Source organism: Acinetobacter sp. 1566109, assembly GCF_000582255.1.
Taxonomy (GTDB): Bacteria; Pseudomonadota; Gammaproteobacteria; order Pseudomonadales; family Moraxellaceae; genus Acinetobacter; species Acinetobacter nosocomialis.
In genome coordinates this window covers 1-16,216 of the sequence record NZ_JEYB01000003.1, presented here as the reverse complement: position 1 = coordinate 16,216, position 16,216 = coordinate 1, and the positions used below count along the sequence as shown (strand labels likewise).

Sequence of the window (16,216 nt, the reverse complement as noted above, 5' to 3'; positions counted from 1 at the left end):
TGAGTAGGATAAAATAATTAAAAGGGGGATGTCAGGGTCTTCTAATCATATGATTTGGGAATATCGTTTTTAATTATTGATATATAAGTAATTTAATTTTACCACTAATCTGTAAGTTTGCTTGAAATTTGCTTTTTACCAAAAGATAAAAACTTATGAAGAAAAGTTATTTATAAAAACCAGATAAGCAACTCATATTTTTTTATTTTTCATTATAAGGCCAGCTGCATACCATGAGCTTATATTATTGAAAGATCATGAAATTATGAGCACGAAGACCAAACCGTTGATTATCACGGCAATTGTTATAGTCGCAATTGTTGCATTTATCGTATGGCAAAATAAAAAAGACAATAATACAAGTGCTTCAGTTCGTGACAATAAACCTGTCGTGATTGCTTATCAAACTGGGGTTGACCCAAGCAAAGTTGCACAGGCGAATGGAGACTATGAAAAACATAGTCAACGTACTATTCAATGGAAAAAATTTGATGCGGGTTCAGATGTTGTCAATGCGCTTGCTTCAGGTGATGTGGTACTTGGTAATATTGGTTCAAGCCCACTTGCTGCCGCGGCAAGCCGTAATTTACCGATTGAAGTATTCTTAATTACTTCAAAACTTGGTGCATCTGAAGCACTCGTGGTGAGTAATAAATCAGGCATTAAAACTCCTCAAGATTTAATTGGCAAAACCATTGCTGTACCGTTTGTTTCGACAACCCATTACAGCCTTTTGTCTGCACTTAAACATTGGAACATTCCAGAAGACAAAGTAAAAATTATTAACTTGCGTCCACCTGAAATTTCAGCTGCTTGGGAACGTGGTGATATTGATGCTGCCTATGTGTGGGAACCTGCTTTAAGTAAAGCCAAAGCATCTGGTACGGTTTTAACCGACTCAAAACAAGTCGGTGAATGGGGTGCTCCAACTTATGACTTATGGGTTGTACGTAAAGACTTTGCAGAGAAAAATCCTGACTTTTTGAAAGCTTTTGTCCAAACCACACTTGAGCAACTCGAAAAATATAACCAAGACCCAGCCGCTTACGTTAAAGATGCTGATAACGTGCAAAAAATTGCGCAGCTCACAGGTTCCGATGCAAAAGATATCCCGCTTTTATTAAGTGGAAATATTTACCTTGACCACGCTCAGCAAAAACAAACGTTAGATGGTGAATTTGCGCAAAATATTTTTGATACAGCGAAATTCTTAAAAGGTCAGGGCAAAGTCGATCAACTTAAAGCCGATTATAAAGGCAATGTGAATTCTTCATTTTTGCAGCCTTAAGGAGTTGTCATGAGTGTACTTGAAGCCAAACATATTCATCTGACTTTTCCTAAACAGCAAAAGCCAGTTTTACAAGACATTAACCTAACCATTGAAGAAGGTTCTTTAACCGTGATTTTAGGTGAGTCGGGTTGTGGCAAAACAACTTTGCTTAATATCTTGGCAGGGTTTCAACAGCCAAGTTCTGGTGATGTGCTTGTAAATCATGAAGTCGTAACTGGACCAGATGTAACTCGTGCTGTTGTATTTCAAGATCACGCCTTACTTCCTTGGTTGAATGTTGCAGATAATGTTGGCTTCGCTTTGCAGTTAAAAGGTTTAAAGCGTGCAGAGATTGAGAAACAAGTGAGTGCAATTTTAAAAATTGTGGGTTTAAGTCACGTTGAAAAAGCCAATATCTGGGAACTTTCCGGTGGTATGAAACAACGTGTTGGTATTGCCAGAGCTTTGATCAGTCACGCGCCGTTTATTTTATTAGATGAACCTTTTGCCGCATTAGATGCTTTTACGCGTGAAAACATGCAGCAGTTAGTGCTCGATTTATGGATTCAACAAAATAAAAGCTTCTTTTTGATTACTCATGACATTGAAGAAGCATTATTGCTCAGCAATCAGCTGGTACTAATGACAGCGCATCCAGGCAAAATTGTAGAAACTCTACATCTCGATTTTGCTAATCGATATCGTCAGGGTGAGGCTATTCGCTCAATTAAATCGGATCCTCAATTTATTCAGCTCAGAGAACAGCTATTTGAAAGTTTAAGGGCACAAAAACAAAGCGGTAAGGAGGCGTTACCTACATGAACACTAAAGATAACGTCTATGAATATGACAAAGCAGAACTTAAACCTGAGTTAAATGTGCAAACAGAAAATGCTTCATTTCTATCGTCATTTTTTGAGAAGCATCGTACTTTGGCGGTCAGCATAATCAGTGTGGGAAGTGTAGTTGCACTCTGGTTTCTCATTACTGCTTTGCATGTTGTACCTGAACTGTTTTTACCGAGTCCACAGGCAGTCTGGCAAAAATTTATATCGGTCAGCCAAGAAGGCTTTATGAAAGCAACTTTGTGGCAACACTTGGCAGCCAGTATCTCTCGTGTATTTTTAGCTCTGATTGCTGCCGTGGTGATTGGTGTTCCGCTGGGTTTATGGATGGGTCTGAACAAATGGGTTCGTGCTGTTCTAGATCCTTTGGTTGAATTATTACGTCCAATTCCGCCGTTAGCTTATTTGCCTTTACTTGTTATTTGGTTCGGTATTGGTGAAACCACAAAAGTACTTTTGATTTTCTTCTCGATTTTGGCGCCTGTCATTATTAGTAGTGCGCATGGTGTGTTAAGCCATCAGCTAAATCGTGAACGTGCGGCATTGTCATTAGGGGCAAGTCAGTCACAAGTCTTTTGGCATGTCATTTTACCAACCGCTTTGCCTCATATTATTACCGGTATTCGTATTGGTCTTGGGGTGGGCTGGTCAACATTAGTTGCAGCTGAGTTGGTTGCAGCGGACCGTGGTATTGGTTTTATGGTGCAATCGGCAGCACAGTTCTTAATTACCGATACGGTGATTCTGGGCATTATTGTGATTGCGATTGTCGCAGTTAGTTTTGAGCTGTTTTTACGTTGGTTACAAAAACAGTTTTCTCCTTGGTATGGTCAGCAGTTGTAGTAAAGAAGATGAATACAGTAGTAGCAAACTTAAATATAGAAGTGATCAAGCCTACCATTGGCGCAATTATTCACGATATAGATTTGAATGTGTTAAATGAACAGACAACGCAACAAATCCAGCAGGCTTTGCTTGATCATCAGGTCATTTTTTTTCGAAAGCAACAATTAGCACCACAAGCACAAGCAGACTTGGCACGTAGTTTTGGCACCTTACATGTGCACCCGATTTATCCTTCAATTGAAGATGTACCTGAGGTGATGGTGCTCGACAGTTGGAAACAAGATTTGCGTGACAATGAACTTTGGCACACAGATGTGACTTTTAGTAAAACTCCACCTTTAGGTTGTGTGTTGCAAGCCATTAAAATTCCACCTGTAGGCGGCGATACATTATGGTCGAGCAACACAGCAGCTTTTAAAGGGCTCCCGCTTGAGTTACAGCAAAAACTACGTGGCTTAACTGCAACACACGATATTCGGAAGTCTTTTCCACTTGAACGTTTTGCCCATAACGAAGAAGAACGTGAAAAGCTTTTGCAAACATTTAAGCGTAACCCACCAGTGGTTCACCCAGTGGTTCGTACTCATCCGGTTACAGGTGAGCCTTTGTTGTTCGTAAGTGAAGGCTTTACCACTCGCATTAATGAGTTACCTGAACAAGAAAGTGAGCAATTACTTGATTTCTTGTTTGAACATGCGACCCAAGAGCAATTTCATTTGCGTTGGAAGTGGCAAGATGGTGATATCGCGATTTGGGATAACCGTTGCACACAACATAAAGCATTATTCGATTATGGCGATGCTCATCGCATCATGCACCGTGCAACTATTAACGGTGATGTGCCATTTTATAAAGAAGAACAACAGCCAGAGTTAGCCGAAGTTTAATTCTTTAGTTTTCAGCCGTTTCAATTCCAACGCAGCGTTTTGAGTTGGAATTGAAACAATAACTCTTTAGAGCATTCCAAATCCTGACAATATGCCTGTGTAGTTCTTTACAGGAGGTGAGGCCCAATCACCAACTTTGCTGGTTTTTAAATTTAACTGAACTAGCATTTCAGCTTGTTTAACGGCTACTGTAACGCCGTCTATAACGATTACTCCCAACTCGTTTTGTAGCTTTAGACATAAATCACTCATACCTGCACAGCCCAAAACAATCGCATCGCTTTTATCTTCTGCGAGCGCTTTTTTGCACTCATCTCGTATGGTCCGATAAGCGTCTGAGTTAGGAAGCTCCAACTCTTCAACTGCAATGTCACAAGCTCGAACATTTTTGCAAAAGGGGTGAGCACCATAGCGATGAGCCAGATGCCAGCTCATATTCACTGTGCGTTGTAAGGTTGTGACCACACTAAAACCAGTACTTACATAACTTGCAGTTCGCATAGCTGCTTCGGCAATACCAATCACTGGTGCTGACGTCATTTCACGGGCAGCATAAAGCGCAGGATCACCAAAACAGGCAATGATATAGGCATCTACATTTAGCTGTTCACCTTGGCGTATTTCTTCTAACACACCTACTGCACTTAGAGCTTCATCATAATAACTTTCAATCGTTGCAGGTCCCATTTGAGGACTTACAGCAATAATTTGAGTACCAGAATTTGCGACTATCTTTGCTGATGCAGCAATTTTGTCAGTCATGCTTTGAGTAGTATTGGGATTAATAATTTTAATTTTCATTGTACTTTTACCTTAGTCATTGCCGATTTAGCATGGGTAAGCGGTTGGTTAAGAAATCGGTAAATAACAAAACCAAATCCCATCCCAATAAACCATGTGAAATTAGCTAGCCCCGATAGTTGTGGTAAGAGTACGCAGAGAATAGGAATTAATGAAGCTGGGATTAATGCATAAAAGGCAGAGTGGTTATAACCATTTTTGTACCAATACAAGCCTTGAGTATCTAAAGTATATAAATCATCTACCACGATTTTTTGTTTTTTAACGAGATAAAAATCGGCGAGCAATACACCAAAAAGTGGACCGATAAATGCACCTAAAATATCAATGGTGTAATGGATCACTTGAGGGTTATTGAACAAATTCCATGGGGTAATGAAAATTGAACCTACTGCTGCAATCATTCCACCCATACGCCAGCTAATTTTGCTTGGTGAAATATTAGAAAAATCAAAGGCAGGTGAAACAAAGTTAGCAACAATATTAATCCCAATGGTGGCAATCATTAAGGTCAAACTACCTAAAATGACTACAAATGTATTATCAAGTTTTCCAACCATCTCGACAGGGTCGGTAATGAGCTTGCCGTAGACTGGAAGCGTTGCCGCAATACACACCACAGTAAGTAAAGAAAAGCCTAAGAAATTAATCGGTAGCCCAAGAAAGTTCCCCATTTTAATCGCGTTAAAGCTTTTGCCATAACGAGAGAAGTCGCCAAAGTTCAGCATAGGCCCTGAAAAATATGAAACAACAAGCGCAATAGCACCAATCATGACTGGTACAACCGCAAAACCGTCGTATTGAACACCGCTCAAGTTTAAATCAATATTTTGCCAGCCAGCTTTCCAGATCAGCCAAACTGCCATGGCAAACATTACGATGTAGACAGCCGGACCCGCCCAGTCAATGAACTTACGAATACTGTCCATGCCAGACCAGAAAACAATCGCTTGTAGTAGCCAAAGCAGCATGAAGCCAACCCATCCTAAATAGGAAAGCCCAAGAAAGCCATAAGTTGAAACATCGGCATAGACTGACCATTCTGGAAAGAACTTTAAAATAACCAATAAGAAAGCACTTGAGGCCAAATAGGTTTGAATGCCATACCATGCGACAGCAATAAGCCCACGGATAACAGCAGGAATATTTGCACCAAGCACACCAAAGGTTGCACGGCAAATAACAGGATAGGGCGTACCAGTTTGTTGGCTAGACTTGGCAATCAGATTGGTAAAAAACTGAACTATGGCAATGCCGATGAGTAAAGAGAGAAGTACCTGCCAGCTATTGAGCCCTAGTGCAAAAAGGCTCCCAGCCATGACATAACCGCCGACACTATGAACATCCGACATCCAGAAGGCAAAAATATTATAAGTGCCCCAAGTTTGCTTTTTTAAAGGAGCTAAATCTTGATTTGTTAACTTCGTATCATAAGAAGGTTTAATTATTGCTTCGCTATTATTCATCTTGAACACTCACTTCCCTATGTTGGGCGGGCACGTTCTTCAGCAGCTTGAAATTCTGACTAAAAGAATGAAATTAAAATTGTGCACAATGTGATATTTAAATTGTGCACAATTCATTGAGCAAAAGTTATGCCAAACTTGAGATGTAGTATTGATGTGTGATTTCACTTGAAATGATTTTGGAGTATGAAGAGAGAGATTTATAAGCTGAGACGGGCTTAATTTTTTATAAAAAGTAAATAAATTTAGGTGTATAAGTAGATATTTAGAGGTCTAATATTGAATTGTTCAGCTCAGCATAGATGTTGTGAAAGTTAGAGAAATATTTCCAAATGCTTAAGTTAAACTTACACTATTCAAAATAGATAAAGTTCTAAAAAAGGGGGACATTAATAAAAATGGAGAAATCAATGTCATCGAGTGCACCAAAAAAAGCCGTAGAAATGAGCAATGATGAAATTGATGACCATATATATAACGCTATTGTAGATGCTATTTTAAATCGACAACTTGCCCCTGGTGCACGTTTAGTCGAAGCACCCTTATGTGAAGCATTTGGTGTAACGCGAGGAGTGTTAAGACGTGTTTTCGTCAAACTTGCACATGATAAGGTCATCGAAATTCAGCCCAATCGTGGAGCACTCATCGCAAAACATAGTGCTCATGAAACAAAAGAGGTCTTTGAAGCACGCAGCATGCTTGAAATCGCTACTGTAAAAAAGCTAGCTCAAAAGTCACATAGCCTAGATTTTAGTGAGCTTCGAGGTTTAGTAGATCAAGAGTCTCATGAGCGTTTAGCTGGCAATTGGGCTGAATGGATTAAGCTATCAGGGCAATTTCATTTAAAACTGATTGAAGCAAATCAAAATACAATTATGAGCAGTTATTTGCAGACGCTTATTGCAAGGACTTCGTTATTAATTGGGTTATATGAAATTTCCAAACATAATAATTGTTCGGCAGATGAACATCGTGCAATTTTAGATGCGATTGAACAAGGCGATGAAAAGCGAGCAACTCAATTGATGGAAGAGCATTTAGAACACTACGCGACGGCATTTGTTGAAGAAGACCACACAGCAACAGCAGATCAAAATTTATTAAATTTATTTAAAAATAAAAAAATTGAAACTATTTAAAATAACTAAAAAATAACGGGCCAATTCCTATGGAAAAGGCCCAGATTGGTTATTTTACAGGAACGATTTGACGCGTTAGAAAATCAATAAATAGTTTGACCTTCTTCGATAAAATCTTACGGTTTGGCCATGTGACATATAAGTGAAGCGGCTGACTGGTGTAGTCCTCCAAACATTTCTGTAATTTGCCTTCTTTGTAATAAGGCTCTGCAATAAACTCTGGAAGAAAAACGATACCGTGATCTTTCAAGCACATATCTAATAATAATTCCCCATTATTACAGGTCATAACAGGGAAGCAATTAAAGGACACTTCTTTTTGATCTTTTTGGAAAATCAATTTTTTATGTCGGCTATCTTGATAGTAAATCAGAAATTTATGTTCTTTAAGTTCTTCTAAAGAGGTTGGCAGGCCATGCTGATTAAAATATTCAGGTGTTGCATATAAATATCGTTGATAGGTATTTAATATTTTACTATTTGCTAAGTTTGGAGGCGAGCCATCTACACGAATGGTTAAATCAAATTTATTATTATTCGTGTCTAATAGCTGATCAGTCATGAATAAATCAATTTTAATGCTGGGATATTTCTCTATAAAGTCTGAAATAATATGTTGAAGAAAAATATTACTAAAAGACATTGGAGTATTAAGCTTGAGTTCGCCTTCAGGGTACTGCTGATTGTAGCTAATTTCATAAGCAGCCCATTCAAACTCACTTAAAATGACTTTGCTATGTTGATAAAATTTTTCCCCACAAGAGGTCAGGTTCATCTGTCTTGTTGTTCTGGTTAATAGTGTAGTTCTAAGGTCATTTTCAAGGTAGCAAACACGTTTGGCCACTAAGTCACGAGAGATGTCGAGTGCTCTGGCTGCGCTACTAAAATTCCCATGTTCTACGACACTTACAAAAGTGGAAATACAGTCTAATCGATCCATGGATAAGCGAAAGTTAAAAAATATATATCTATGATTAAACTATAAAAATTAAAAAGCAATCATTGTTTTGATTGTATTCGTACAGCATACAGATTCGAGCTGATTTGCTGTCTATGTTTTTACATTTTTATCTGTTTTGATAATAAGCAGAAGGCAGTTTTAAAAACCTCAATTAAGAAATAATGGAGTTTACCCATGAATAAATCACTTTTAGAACAACTATCACCAACGAATTGTCAGGTTATTTTTATTGATCATCAGCCACAAATGGCTTTTGGGGTACAGTCAATAGATCGCCAAGTATTAAAAAATAATACGGTCGGGTTAGCAAAAGCAGCTAAAACATTCAATATTCCTGTCACCATTACCACAGTTGAAACTGAAAGCTTTTCTGGTCATACCTATCCAGAACTTTTAGATGTATTTCCAGATGCTCCATTACTAGAACGTACTTCAATGAATTCATGGGATGACCAAAAAGTACGTGATTCACTTGCAAAAAATAATCGTAAAAAAGTAATCGTTTCAGGTTTATGGACTGAAGTGTGCAATAACACCTTTGCTTTCGGTGCCATGCTTGAAGGTGATTATGAAATTTATATGGTCGCGGATGCTTCGGGTGGCACATCGAAAGAAGCACACGATTATTCTATGCAACGCATGATTCAAGCAGGTGTTGTTCCGGTAACTTGGCAGCAAGTCTTACTTGAATGGCAACGTGATTGGGCACACCGTGATACGTATGATGCAGTTATGGCAATTGTACGCGAGCATTCTGGTGCTTATGGTATGGGCGTTGATTATGCCTATACGATGGTACATAAGGCACCTGAACGTACAACTTCAAAACACGAAGTACTTGCACCAGTTCCTGCAAAATAAAACAGTACTGATTTAGGTAAAGGTATGTCTAGTATTCAATATTTAAGTGATATTAATACAGACATGCCTTTATTTTTTAGAACGATAATTCACAAGAATGGAGTTCAGAATGACCGAAATAAACCTCATACTCATAAACGGTAAAATCACAACACTAGATCCTCAGAACCCCGAAGTACAAGCAATTGCGATTGCAGATGGTAAAGTTCTCCGCACGGGTACAAATGATGAGATCATGAAGCTCGTAACACCAACAAGTAAAGTTGTAGACCTAAATGGTCGTCGTGTTATACCGGGGCTAAATGACAGTCATTTGCATATTATTCGTGGTGGTCTCAATTACAATATGGAGCTGCGCTGGGAAGGTGTGCCATCCGTTGCAGATGCATTACGCTTACTCAAAGAACAAGCAGACAATACTCCAGCTCCCCAATGGGTTCGTGTAGTAGGCGGTTGGACTGAGTTCCAGTTTGCCGAAAAGCGTTTACCGACTTTAGAAGAAATTAATAAAGCTGCGCCAGATACTCCTGTATTCGTTTTACATCTATATGCCAGTGCAATGCTCAACCGAGCTGCGCTTGATGTATTAGGCTTTAACAAAGACACGCCCGACCCGCCGGGTGGCAAGATTGTAAGAGATGAAAAAGGTGAGCCAACAGGACTGTTGCTCGCAACGCCATCCGCTATGATTTTGTATTCAACCTTAGGTAAAGCACCGAAATTGCCAGTTGAAGATCAAGTTAATTCAACTCGTCATTTCATGCGTGAGTTGAACCGATTAGGCATTACTTCTGCAATTGATGCAGGCGGTGGCGGTCAAAATTATCCTGAAGATTATGATGTGATTAAGCAATTACACGACCAAAATCAAATGACCGTACGTATTGCTTATAATCTATTTGCTCAGAAGGCAGGCCAAGAGCTTGATGACTATCGCCGCTGGACAGAAATGACATTTCCGGGCGATGGTGATGAACTATTTAGAATGAATGGAGCCGGTGAGAATTTGACGTGGTCTGCAGGTGACTTTGAAGATTTTTATGAGCCACGTCCGGATTTACCAGAAAAAATGGAAGGTGAACTCGAAGCCATTGTAGAGCACTTGGCTGAAAAGAAATGGCCATTCCGTATTCATGCAACCTATGATGAAAGCATTAGTCGGTTACTCAATGTATTTGAGCGAGTAAATGCTAAACAGCCATTTGCGACCCGATTTATTATTGACCATGCCGAAACTGTATCTGAGCGTAATATCGAACGTATTGGTGCTTTGGGTGGTGGTATCGCCATTCAACACCGTATGGCATATCAAGGTGAGATTTTTGTAAAACGTTATGGCGCCGAAGCCGCTCAGGTAACGCCACCAGTTAAAAAAATGTTAGAACTCGGTGTTCCTGTGGGTGCCGGGACAGATGCGACTCGTGTTGCCTCTTATAACCCTTGGGTGTGTTTGTATTGGCTAAGTACGGGTAAAACAGTCGGTGGTTTACCTCTCTATGATGAAAAAAATCTATTAGACCGTCAAACGGCCCTCAAACTCTGGACCAAAGGTTCGGCATGGTTTTCGGGTGAAAAAGATATCAAAGGTTCACTCACAGCAGGTGAACTTGCTGACTTGGTTGTGCTGTCAGATGACTACTTCAAAGTTGAAGCAGAAGATATCCAGTGGATTGAGTCTGTACTCACTGTTTTAGGTGGAAAAGTGGTATATGCAGGTGCAGAGTTTAAGCAAGATGATCCGCCGTTGCCGCCAGCATCTCCAACATGGTCGCCAGTAAAACGCTTTGGTGGTCAGTGGCGTTTATCTGAAAATCGTAATGCACCGTCGAATCAATCATTACAGTCACAAAGTTCATTGTGTGAATGTGCCAGCAGCTGTGGCATGCATGGACACAGCCACGCTTGGATGCTTGATGTTCCTGTAAATGATAAGGACAAAAAATCATTCTGGGGCGCACTAGGGTGCTCGTGTTTCGCATTTTAAATAAAACAGTATGGGAACCTGCTGATTAAATGGCTGGATTCTCTAAGGTATGTACGATGAAAATGTACTTGTTATCTTTGGCTGTAGGGTTGCTTGTTGGTGTCTTATATTACGTTTTAAATGTTAAGTCACCAGCTCCACCTCTTGTTGCATTAGTCGGATTATTAGGCATGGTAATAGGAGAGCAACTGCTTCCTTTTATTAAGTCCTATTTTTAACCTGTTTCATTCAAAAAGCTAAATGGTGCTATGCCATTTAGCTTTTTATATTAATAAGTATTTTCAATTACTTTATACGATGGCCTTGTTCGTCAATAATCACTTCGCCATCTTCTTTTGCAAAATAGCCTAAGTTTTTTGAATCTAAAATGTCGAGCACCACTTCAGAAGGGCGGCAAAGTCGTGTGCCTTTTGGTGTAACCACAAATGGGCGATTAATTAAAATGGGATACTGCACCATAAAGTCAATTAACTGTTCATCGGTCCAATGATCTTGTTCTAACTCTAAATCTTTATACGGATCAACATTTTTACGAATTGCTTCCCGTACATTTAAGTTTGAATCCTTAATGAGTTGGATTAGTTCATCTTTACTTGGAGGTGTTTGTAAATATTCAATAACAATAGGCTCAACCCCGGCATGACGAATAAGCGCCAATGTATTTCGTGAGGTTCCACAAGCAGGGTTATGATAGATTTTCACTTGATCGCTCATGATAAATTGATCTTCAAATTAAGATATTGCATTTATATATGGATATCCGTATATTTGCAATAACGAATATATTCTGTTGAAGATATGATCAACCAAGTCGATTTCTTTAAATGTCTATCTGACCAAACTCGGATAAACATTCTTAAATTAGTTCTAAACAAACAAAATATTTGTGTTTGTGAGCTCACCGAACAACTCGAGTTGAGCCAACCCAAAATTTCTCGACACTTAGCCTTACTAAGAACTCATGGCATATTACTGGATGAAAGAAAAGGACAGTGGGTTTATTACAGCTTAAATCCTGATTTACCTATATGGGCTTTAGACATTTTAAAAGTGATAGAAAATGACGAGGTTGAGACAAGGGTAAAACAACAAGATCAGCCTTCTATTACTACAACATGTTGTGATTAATCTTTCTAGATTTCTGTCTTAAAAATTCGGATTTTCTTAGCATAAGTTTATGAGCTAAGAGCATATCGAACATAATTAATTTCTTCTTCGAGTAGAACATGACCAAACAAGGGCTTTCCTTTTTAGACCGAAACTTGACGCTATGGATTTTTATTGCAATGGCTTTAGGTTTAGCTATTGGAGTTTTCTTTCCTCAGGCATCTGTGTCTTTAAATAAGTTAAGTGTAGATAACGTTAATATTCCAATTGCGATTGGTTTGATCTTAATGATGTATCCGCCATTGGCAAAAGTGGACTATGCAGCTTTGCCGGAAGTATTTAAAGATAAAAAGACCTTAACTTTATCATTGGTACAAAATTGGATTATTGCTCCAGTTTTAATGTTTATTCTTGCAATTGTTTTTTTGCATAGCTATCCGGAGTATATGACAGGCCTTATTTTAATTGGCTTAGCACGTTGTATTGCAATGGTATTGGTCTGGAATGGCTTAGCTTGTGGAGACAACCAATACGTTGCAGCTTTGGTCGCCTTTAATAGTATTTTTCAGATTTTATTTTTTAGCACCTATGCATGGTTGTTCTTAACTTTCTTGCCGCCATATTTTGGTGTGGCAGGGCAAGTGATTGATGTCAATTTCTGGACCATCACCCATGCTGTTTTGCTCTATTTGGGTATTCCATTTTTAATGGGATTCATAACTCGTTTGATTTTAGTTAAATTAAAAGGCTTGGAGTGGTATCAAACCAAGTTTTTGCCAAAAATTAGTCCATTAAGTTTAATCGCATTACTTTTTACCATTGTGGCGATGTTTAGTCTAAAAGGTGCAGATGTAGTGAGTTTACCTTTAGATGTATTACGTATTGCGGTTCCACTGACGATTTACTTTGTGGTGATGTTCTTTATCAGTTTCTTTATGAGTAAACGGATGGGGAATAACTACCCACGGACCACTGCTATTTCATTTACTGCAGCGGGAAACAACTTTGAGTTGGCATTGGCTGTAGCCATTGCAACTTTTGGTTTGGCATCACCAGTTGCTTTTACTACAGTGATCGGGCCATTGGTTGAAGTACCAGTGCTGATCTCACTGGTTTCGGTTTCGCTTTGGTTAAAGAAAAAGTATTACTCTTAAAAAATCGCAAAATTTATTTGAACTATTTTCTAAAGATCGCTAAAAAAGTGCCTTTATATAGGCACTTTTTATTGTCTGGCTTTTAAACTTAGGTCATTGTCGGTAAAAGTTTTTGCATGAGTTCAATGAAGTTTGAAACTTTAGCTGAGTTTTCATTTTCTCTAGTAATCAAGTAAATAGGCGCATTTAGTTTTATCGAATCATCAAACTCGCGATAGACGATTTCATGGTCCCAAAAGTTATGCATTGATGCGGGTACAATACTAATTCCAATACCGGCAGCCACTAAATTGAGGGTCGCAGTAGGACGCGGTGCTTCTTGAATAATGCGTGGACTAAATCCTGCTTGATAGCAGCTATATAAAATATTGTCATATAAGCCTTGCCCTGAAGAGCGACGGTATAAAACAAAATTTTCCTCTGACAAGTTACTTAAACTAATTTTTTTCTTCTGTGTAAGCGGATGACCGATAGGTAAGGCCACCACCATGGGTTCATCTAATATATGAAGATGCTTCAATCCAATATCGCGGCTAATTGGTGCTCTTAGAAAAGCAATATCAAGTTTTTCTGAAATTAACCAGTCCAGTTGCTTTTGACTACCTGCTTCTTCAAGTTTAGTTTGTACAGCAGGGTACATTTCCCGATATGAACGTAATACAAGTGAAATGAGTGGATGCAAACCTGCGGAACTTGTAAAACCAATATTAAGCTGTCCAGTTTTACCTTGGCTAACGTCTTGGACCAATTTGGTAATATGGCGAGCATGCTCTAATAAAAGTTGTGCTTCTTTAAATAATGCTAAACCCGCTTCTGTTGGTTCAATCCCGCGCGGTTGACGAATAAGTAACTGTGTACCGAGTTCTTCTTCAAGTTTTTTGAGTAAACGCGTTAGAGGCGGCTGTTGGATAAACAATCGGTTTGCTGCATGCGTAATGTTTCTTTCTTCAACCACTACAACAAAGGCATGAAGCTTATGTAAATCGAGCATAGAAATACCTTTAGGGTATGGTTAACGAAAATAAAAGCATTTGTAGATATACCACAAAAGTATCATTCTATCTTGGTCAGATAAAGTGAAAAGTAACGAAAATGAACCATGTTGAGATTGCCGTGCAGAAGGAGAGTGTACCTACCTGCACAGAGTTATTTTTAGGTTTTTTAACATTAGGTTTAATGGGATTTGGTGGTGTTTTGCCTTTAGCCCGCAAAGTTATTGTAGAGCAAAGGCAATGGCTAAGTCCTGAAAAGTTCACCGAGTTACTTGGTTTGTGTCAATTTTTACCGGGTGGCAATATTATTAATTTATCTGTTGCGATTGGTATTGAATTTCGCGGTGTCCGTGGAGCAGTGAGCTCACTTATTGGTTTGATTCTTGCCCCTACCGTAATTGTTGTACTTTTACATTATGTTTATGAACAGTTCCAAGATAACTTGATGGTTAAGCATCTTTTCGAAGGTTTAGGGGCAGCAGCAGCTGGGCTTTTGGTTGCAACTGGATTGAAAATGATTAAGCCTTTATTACGTAATCCAATAGCGATGTGTGTTGTCGTAGCTGCAATTGTCTGTATTGCTTTTCTAAAAGTTCCTTTACTTTTGACTATGTTGATTTTATTGGCACTTTATTCATCTATTATTTGGAGACGTGTGTAATGGGCGCAGTTCTACTTGCTTTAGCGATCATTTTTACTCAATTGTCTCTTATTGCATTTGGTGGAGGGAATACAATTTTGCCTGAAATGCAACGCCAAGTAGTCGACATTCATCATTGGATGACTGCGCAGGAATTTAGTGCTTTGTTTGCCATGGCGCAAGCAGCTCCTGGGCCAAACATGATGATTGTACCGTTGGTAGGGTGGCACGTAGCGGGATTGTCAGGTTTACTTGTAGCTTCTACCGCTAAATTTTTACCGTCATCTCTTATTACTGTATTTGTAATGAGAGGCTGGTCTAAGTTTAAAGACAAAAAATGGCGCCGTGTTTTACAGCTTGCTTTACAGCCTGTGACAGTTGGAACAGTGCTTGCCAGTGCTTGGATTATTTCTGAGGCAGCAGCAATAAATACTTTACTTATCATTATGGTAGTCATTGCGACTTTATTGTCTTTAATTAAAAAAGTTCATCCCTTGCATGTTTTGATTGCTGGGGCTGTATTTGGTGTGATGTTGCTCTAGTTGAACCAGTTTGCTGACCTGCGCTGGGATAAGTTCAGGTTGGCTTTTTTTTAATTTGAAGTAAGTAATAATAAAATCTAAAAAACCGATCAAATACATAAAAACATACTGTTTTACCTATTCATTGTTTTCACGTACTATGCATCTATTGAAAGAATTTGGATGCATTGGAGTAAAAACAGATGTTAGATCAAAACATTAAAACTCAATTAAAAGCTTACCTAGAACGTTTAGAAAGTCCAATCGAATTAGTTGCTGCTTTGGATGAATCAGATAAAGCTGCCCAAATTAAAGAATTAGTAACTGAAATCGCTGAGCTTTCTGACAAGGTAACAGCCCGTTTTGACGGTAACAATACACGTCGTCCAAGCTTTGGTGTGGCTAAAGCAGGTGAACAGCCTCGTGTGTTCTTTGCAGGCTTACCAATGGGCCATGAGTTTACATCTTTGATCTTGGCACTGTTACAAGTGTCTGGCTATGCACCTAAGGTGTCAGATGAGGTTTTAAATCAAATTAAAGGTTTAAACCTCAAAGCCAACTTTGATGTATTCGTATCACTTAGCTGTCATAACTGTCCTGACGTGGTACAGGCGCTTAACCTGATTGCCATTTATAACCCGAACACTACGGCAACCATGATTGATGGTGCATTCTTCCAAGACGAAGTGGAACAACGCAAAATCATGGCTGTGCCAATGGTGTTCCAGGACAATGAACACAT

Annotated in this window: 18 protein-coding genes; 13 read left to right on the top strand and 5 right to left on the bottom strand. The window is 38.9% G+C overall.

The window, feature by feature from the left end; genetic code table 11:
* Positions 1-247 precede the first annotated feature (247 nt).
* From tauA to tauD, 4 genes are read left to right on the top strand one after another with little or no spacing between them, the layout of a single operon-like run.
* The gene (gene tauA / locus J582_RS06935) at positions 248-1,288 is read left to right on the top strand and encodes a taurine ABC transporter substrate-binding protein (RefSeq protein ID WP_000651495.1); all 1,041 of its coding nucleotides are present in this window, start codon (positions 248-250) and stop codon (positions 1,286-1,288) included.
* A 9-nt stretch (positions 1,289-1,297) separates the two neighbouring features.
* Complete coding sequence (locus J582_RS06930; protein WP_032047573.1) at positions 1,298-2,092, top strand: taurine ABC transporter ATP-binding protein; 795 nt, start codon at positions 1,298-1,300, stop codon at positions 2,090-2,092.
* Positions 2,089-2,958: a taurine ABC transporter permease TauC gene (gene tauC / locus J582_RS06925; protein WP_001092656.1), complete on the top strand. Its 870-nt coding sequence runs from the start codon at positions 2,089-2,091 to the stop codon at positions 2,956-2,958. Before J582_RS06930 ends, tauC begins: the two co-directional genes overlap by 4 nt.
* Positions 2,959-2,966: 8 nt before the next feature.
* On the top strand, positions 2,967-3,848 hold the full coding sequence (tauD, locus tag J582_RS06920) for a taurine dioxygenase (RefSeq protein WP_032047572.1): 882 nt from the start codon (positions 2,967-2,969) through the stop codon (positions 3,846-3,848).
* A gap of 66 nt (positions 3,849-3,914) precedes the next feature.
* Here the strand turns inward: tauD and J582_RS06915 are convergent, their stop codons facing one another.
* Both J582_RS06915 and J582_RS06910 read right to left on the bottom strand, forming a co-directional pair.
* A complete protein-coding gene (locus J582_RS06915) occupies positions 3,915-4,649 on the bottom strand; it encodes an aspartate/glutamate racemase family protein (RefSeq protein ID WP_032047571.1) in 735 nt (244 codons plus the stop codon).
* Positions 4,646-6,115: an NCS1 family nucleobase:cation symporter-1 gene (locus J582_RS06910; RefSeq protein ID WP_032047570.1), complete on the bottom strand. Its 1,470-nt coding sequence runs from the start codon at positions 6,113-6,115 to the stop codon at positions 4,646-4,648. The genes J582_RS06915 and J582_RS06910 overlap by 4 nt, the downstream gene beginning before the upstream one ends.
* 398 nt (positions 6,116-6,513) lie before the next feature.
* Here J582_RS06910 and J582_RS06905 point away from each other — a divergent pair, with 398 nt between their 5' ends.
* On the top strand, positions 6,514-7,254 hold the full coding sequence (locus tag J582_RS06905; protein WP_080746824.1) for a GntR family transcriptional regulator: 741 nt from the start codon (positions 6,514-6,516) through the stop codon (positions 7,252-7,254).
* 49 nt (positions 7,255-7,303) lie between these two features.
* On the opposite strand, the gene J582_RS06900 is transcribed toward J582_RS06905, so the two are convergent.
* A complete protein-coding gene (locus J582_RS06900) occupies positions 7,304-8,194 on the bottom strand; it encodes a LysR family transcriptional regulator (RefSeq protein WP_032047568.1) in 891 nt (296 codons plus the stop codon).
* A gap of 195 nt (positions 8,195-8,389) precedes the next feature.
* Here J582_RS06900 and J582_RS06895 point away from each other — a divergent pair, with 195 nt between their 5' ends.
* From J582_RS06895 to J582_RS25770, 3 genes are all read left to right on the top strand, one after another.
* Positions 8,390-9,076 carry a hydrolase gene (locus J582_RS06895; RefSeq protein WP_003651277.1) on the top strand — a complete coding sequence of 229 codons (687 nt, stop codon included), beginning with the start codon at positions 8,390-8,392 and terminating at the stop codon, positions 9,074-9,076.
* Positions 9,077-9,185: 109 nt separating this feature from the next.
* Positions 9,186-11,060, top strand: a complete 1,875-nt coding sequence (locus J582_RS06890; RefSeq protein WP_032047567.1) for an amidohydrolase — start codon at positions 9,186-9,188, stop codon at positions 11,058-11,060.
* 56 nt (positions 11,061-11,116) lie between these two features.
* Positions 11,117-11,278 carry a DUF1427 family protein gene (locus J582_RS25770; protein ID WP_000784879.1) on the top strand — a complete coding sequence of 54 codons (162 nt, stop codon included), beginning with the start codon at positions 11,117-11,119 and terminating at the stop codon, positions 11,276-11,278.
* Positions 11,279-11,345: 67 nt separating this feature from the next.
* On the opposite strand, the gene arsC is transcribed toward J582_RS25770, so the two are convergent.
* Positions 11,346-11,774, bottom strand: coding sequence for an arsenate reductase (glutaredoxin) (gene arsC, locus J582_RS06880; RefSeq protein ID WP_016805662.1), 429 nt, complete (start codon positions 11,772-11,774; stop codon positions 11,346-11,348).
* Positions 11,775-11,858: 84 nt separating this feature from the next.
* Here arsC and J582_RS0104365 point away from each other — a divergent pair, with 84 nt between their 5' ends.
* Both J582_RS0104365 and arsB read left to right on the top strand, forming a co-directional pair.
* Complete coding sequence (locus J582_RS0104365) at positions 11,859-12,188, top strand: ArsR/SmtB family transcription factor (protein WP_016805664.1); 330 nt, start codon at positions 11,859-11,861, stop codon at positions 12,186-12,188.
* 98 nt (positions 12,189-12,286) lie between these two features.
* Positions 12,287-13,321: an ACR3 family arsenite efflux transporter gene (arsB, locus tag J582_RS06875; RefSeq protein ID WP_032047566.1), complete on the top strand. Its 1,035-nt coding sequence runs from the start codon at positions 12,287-12,289 to the stop codon at positions 13,319-13,321.
* A gap of 88 nt (positions 13,322-13,409) precedes the next feature.
* Here arsB and J582_RS06870 read toward each other — a convergent pair whose 3' ends face one another.
* On the bottom strand, positions 13,410-14,312 hold the full coding sequence (locus J582_RS06870; RefSeq protein ID WP_017398236.1) for a LysR family transcriptional regulator: 903 nt from the start codon (positions 14,310-14,312) through the stop codon (positions 13,410-13,412).
* Positions 14,313-14,413: 101 nt separating this feature from the next.
* Between J582_RS06870 and J582_RS06865 the strand changes: the two genes are divergently transcribed.
* From J582_RS06865 to J582_RS06855, 3 genes are all read left to right on the top strand, one after another.
* Positions 14,414-14,974 (top strand): chromate transporter, encoded by a 561-nt coding sequence (locus J582_RS06865; RefSeq protein ID WP_016805788.1) that lies wholly within the window; start codon positions 14,414-14,416, stop codon positions 14,972-14,974.
* Positions 14,974-15,495: a chromate transporter gene (locus J582_RS06860; RefSeq protein WP_002049457.1), complete on the top strand. Its 522-nt coding sequence runs from the start codon at positions 14,974-14,976 to the stop codon at positions 15,493-15,495. Before J582_RS06865 ends, J582_RS06860 begins: the two co-directional genes overlap by 1 nt.
* A gap of 182 nt (positions 15,496-15,677) precedes the next feature.
* On the top strand, positions 15,678-16,216 hold a 539-nt coding region (locus J582_RS06855), incomplete at its 3' end, for a thioredoxin family protein (RefSeq protein ID WP_000886795.1).